This window comes from Methylobacterium sp. WL18 (genome assembly GCF_008040015.1).
Lineage (GTDB): Bacteria > Pseudomonadota > Alphaproteobacteria > Rhizobiales > Beijerinckiaceae > Methylobacterium > Methylobacterium mesophilicum.
This window is the reverse complement of record NZ_VRVD01000475.1, coordinates 1-3,670: the sequence shown is the minus strand read 5'-3', so window position 1 is coordinate 3,670 and position 3,670 is coordinate 1. Positions and strand designations below refer to the sequence as shown.

5 protein-coding genes are annotated in these 3,670 nt (G+C 71.7%); 3 read left to right on the top strand and 2 right to left on the bottom strand.

The window, feature by feature from the left end; translation table 11 throughout:
- Positions 1-71: 71 nt before the first annotated feature.
- Entirely contained in the window at positions 72-953 is an 882-nt protein-coding gene (locus tag FV228_RS23200) for a CoA ester lyase (protein WP_147856743.1), read from the bottom strand.
- Between the two features lie 95 nt (positions 954-1,048).
- On the opposite strand from FV228_RS23200, the gene FV228_RS34375 reads away from it, so the two are divergent.
- From FV228_RS34375 to FV228_RS23190, 3 genes are all read left to right on the top strand, one after another.
- A complete protein-coding gene (locus tag FV228_RS34375; protein WP_147896330.1) occupies positions 1,049-1,789 on the top strand; it encodes a DUF429 domain-containing protein in 741 nt (246 codons plus the stop codon).
- A gap of 90 nt (positions 1,790-1,879) precedes the next feature.
- Positions 1,880-2,395: an NUDIX domain-containing protein gene (locus FV228_RS34370; RefSeq protein WP_147896331.1), complete on the top strand. Its 516-nt coding sequence runs from the start codon at positions 1,880-1,882 to the stop codon at positions 2,393-2,395.
- A gap of 45 nt (positions 2,396-2,440) precedes the next feature.
- Positions 2,441-3,103 carry a carbonic anhydrase gene (locus tag FV228_RS23190; RefSeq protein ID WP_147856742.1) on the top strand — a complete coding sequence of 221 codons (663 nt, stop codon included), beginning with the start codon at positions 2,441-2,443 and terminating at the stop codon, positions 3,101-3,103.
- 283 nt (positions 3,104-3,386) lie between these two features.
- On the opposite strand, the gene FV228_RS23185 is transcribed toward FV228_RS23190, so the two are convergent.
- On the bottom strand, positions 3,387-3,670 hold a 284-nt coding region (locus tag FV228_RS23185; RefSeq protein ID WP_147856741.1), incomplete at its 5' end, for a DUF4142 domain-containing protein.

Here is a 3,670-nt window from a genome sequence, read left to right as displayed (position 1 = left end):
GCCCCAGCGCGGGAAGCCCCAGCCAGGCAGCCGCGGGTCGAGGAGACGCAGGCCGACCTCGGGGAGCTCGTTCACGCGCCGAGCCGTTCGATTGCCTCGGCCAAGGCCAGGGTGCGCCGTGCGGCCTCGACATGGAGGCGCTCGACCATGCGCCCGTCCAGCGCGATGACCCCGTGGGCCTGGGTCTCCGGTGCGTCGAAGGCCGCGGCGACCCGGCGGGCCTCCGCGATCTCGGCCGCGTCGGGCCCGAACGCGGCGTTGGCCGGGCCGATCTGGCTCGGGTGGATCAGCATCTTGCCGTCGAAGCCCAGGTCGCGGCCCTCCGCGCATTCCGCCTCGAATCCGGCCGCGTCGTCGAGTCCCGAAAAGACCCCGTCGATCGCCTCGATCTCGTAGGCCCGGGCGGCGGCCAGGACAGTCATCAGCCAGGGCACCAGGGCGGCCCGGCCGGGGGGGCGGATCCGCGCCGCCTTCAGGAGGTCGTTGGGGCCGATGACCAGGGCGGCGAGCCTTCCGTCCACGTCCCGGGCGGCCCCGGCGATCTCGGCGGCGTTCACCACCGCCATCGGGGTCTCGATCATCGCCCAGATCCGCGTCGCCGCGGGCGCCCCGAGCCGGCGCAGGCGGGCGCCCACCATGATCAGCGCGTCGGAGCTGCGCACTTTCGGCACTAGGATCGCGTCCGGGCCGGCGCCGGCCAGCGCCGCAAGGTCGGCCTCGCCGTCCTCGGTCTCGGGTGGGTTGATCCGCACCACCACCTCGCGCCGGCCAAAGCCCGGTCCCGAGACCGCGGCGGCCACGAGGGCGCGGGCCTCGGCCTTCTTCTCCGGCGCGACGCCATCTTCCAGGTCGATCAGGATCACGTCGGCGGGCAGCGTGCGCGCCTTTTCCAGGGCGCGGGCGTTGGAGCCGGGCATGGCAAGCACGCTGCGGCGGGGACGGATCTCGCTCATCACGCTTCTCCCGGGCCGGCGGCAATGCCCTTCGGGTGGCCGATAGCTTTCCACCGCGTCCCGGGCAAGAACGCATCGCGGGATGCGGGGACGGGATGGCGCGCTGGGTCGCAGGGCTGGACGGCTGCCGGGGCGCCTGGGCGGGGGCGCTCCTCGACCTCGACGATCCCGGCCGGCACCGCTGTGCCCTGTTCCCCGACGTGGCCGCGCTCCTCGACGCGCCGGAGCAGCCGCTGATCGTCGGCATCGACATACCGATCGGCCTGCCGGACCGGATCTTCTCCGGCGGCCGGGGCGCCGACAGGGCCGCCCGCCTCAGACTCGGCCCGGCACGCTCGTCCGTCTTCCCGATGCCGGCCCGGGCGGCGGTCTACGCGGCGGATTACGACGCGGCCAAGGCCATCGCCCGGGCGACGAGCGACCCGCCCGTCGCGCCCTCGATCCAGGGCTACAACATCTTCCGCTATGTCCGCGCGGTGGACACGTTGCTGCGGGCGCGGCCGGAGGCGCTGGCGCGCGTCCACGAGGTCCACCCGGAGGTCGCCTTCCACGCCCTGAACGGTCTCCGGCCCCTCGGCTTGCCCAAGAAGGGTGCCCGGGCCCGCGAGGGCCATGCGCTGCGCCGGAGCCTGCTGGCGGCGGCGGGCCTGCCGGTCGCCCTGATCGAGGCCCGCACGAAGGGCATGCCCGCCGACGACCATCTCGACGCCCTCGCCGCCCTGGTGGTGGCCCGGGACATCTTCGAAGGCCGCGCGGTGCCGTTGCCGGACCCGCTGGAGCGGGATGCGTACGGTCTGCCGATGGTGATCTGGGCGCCGGCCGCGCGTGTGCCGTGAGCCGCTACAGCAAGGTCTCGCGATCGCTCACAACTTGGTGATCGTGGCAGAGCGGTGTCCGTCCGGGGGGCCGCGCTCTAGCTCAATTGCATGAGCGAACCGAACACACCCGCGATCCGCCACATCGCCCGGGCGATCGTCCTCGACCCGCAGGACCGAATCCTGCTGATCGCCTACGCCTCCGTCCACGCCAGGGGGCCGGATGGCGAGCCGCTCCGCTTCTGGTTCATGCCCGGTGGCGGCCTGGAGCCCGGCGAGGATCACGTCACCGCCTGCCGGCGGGAACTGGGCGAGGAGATCGGACGCGACGACGTCGCGATCGGTCCGCAGGTCGCGGCCTGCGACGGCCCGTTCCACCTGTTCCGCCAATCGCGGGACGCCCGCGAGCGCTACTTCCTGGCCCGCCTACCCGACGACCGGATCGATACCAGCCGGCTCGCCGAGACCGAGGACAACCCGGTGATCGGAACCCGCTGGTGGCCGCTGGCCGAACTCAAGGCGAGCGGCGAGCGCGTCGAGCCGGCAGGGCTGGCCGATCTCGCAGCCGATCTTGCGGCCGGGACTATTCCGCCCCGGCCGCGCGTTCTGACTTGGCACGATCACTGATGCGGATCTCGCACCTGCGAAGATCCCGAACCTGAAGGAGATGGCATGTTCCCTGAATTCCTGACCGAGGGCTACCGCGCGTTCCTGGCCGACCGGTTTCCCACCGAGCGGCGGCGCTTCGCGCAGCTCGCTCAGAGCCAGGAGCCTCAGATCCTGGTGATCAGCTGCTGCGACAGCCGCGTGGCCCCGGAGGCGATCTTCGATGCCGGCCCCGGTGAATTGTTTGTGATCCGCAACGTGGCCAACATCGTGCCGACCTACGAGCCGGACGGCGCCTATCACGGCACCTCGGCGGCCATCGAGTTCGCGGTCCAGGCGCTCGAGGTGAAGCACATCGTCGTGCTGGGCCACGCCACCTGCGGCGGCATCAAGGCCTTCGCCAACAAGGCCGCGCCGCTCTCGAGCAGCAACTTCATCGGCAAGTGGGTCTCTCTGGTGGGCGCCGCGGAGGCTAAGGCCGGCGATTCGAGCGCGCCGGACTACCTGACCCGGATGGAGCACGCCATGGTCAGCCAGAGCATGGAGAACCTGTTGAGCTTCCCGTTCATCAAAGAGCGGGTCGAGGACGGCCGGCTCAACATCCACGGCGCGCATTTCGGCGTCGCCAACGGCGTGCTGCTGGTACGGAATCCGGAGACCGGCGACTTCCACCCGGCGGTGGACGATGCCGGCCGCAAGATCCTGCCGACCGCGGTGGCCTGCGACTGAGGGGCTGCTTCGAGGCGGAGCACCGGGCGCGATCGCGATCCGGTCGAACTCGGCTCATAGGCTGGTTTGACTGGAAGGGGCTCCGCGGGGCGACGTATCCGCACGCCAGATATCCAAACCTTCCCCTCATCCCTCGAAGTCCGCCGGCGTCAGGATGAGGGCGCGGGGGTGGGAGTGTCCAAGGCAGGACATCTTCGTCGCGACCAGACACGAGAAAGGCGGCGGGCTCGCGCCTGCCGCCTCTCGCCGTGCCGCCCGGCCGAAGCCGGGCGATCCTAAAAGATCACATCGCGCCCGGGAGACGCTGGGCGTGGTCGTAGTGCATCTGAAGGGCCGGCAGGGCCTGCTGGGCGTAATTGCGAAGGGCCGGGTTCGGGCCGCCCTGAGCGTAGGCCTGGGTCATGGCGATCGTCATCTGGTGCGCCTGGATCTGCTGGCTGGCGTAGAGACGGTCGAAACGCGGGCCGGCCGGGGTCGCGGACAGCTCGGCGAGCATCGCCTGCTGCTCGGGGCTCGGCGGGACGACCGTCGAGGCGCCGGTGGCCATGGCATCGCCGCGGCCGAGGC

Coding starts and splice junctions, on each gene's coding strand:
- FV228_RS34375 (WP_147896330.1), top strand. CDS start 1,049: ATGGCGCGCTGGGTCGCAGGGCTGGACGGCTGCCGGGGCGCCTGGGCG.
- FV228_RS34370 (WP_147896331.1), top strand. CDS start 1,880: ATGAGCGAACCGAACACACCCGCGATCCGCCACATCGCCCGGGCGATC.
- FV228_RS23190 (WP_147856742.1), top strand. CDS start 2,441: ATGTTCCCTGAATTCCTGACCGAGGGCTACCGCGCGTTCCTGGCCGAC.
- FV228_RS23200 (WP_147856743.1), bottom strand. CDS start 953: ATGAGCGAGATCCGTCCCCGCCGCAGCGTGCTTGCCATGCCCGGCTCC.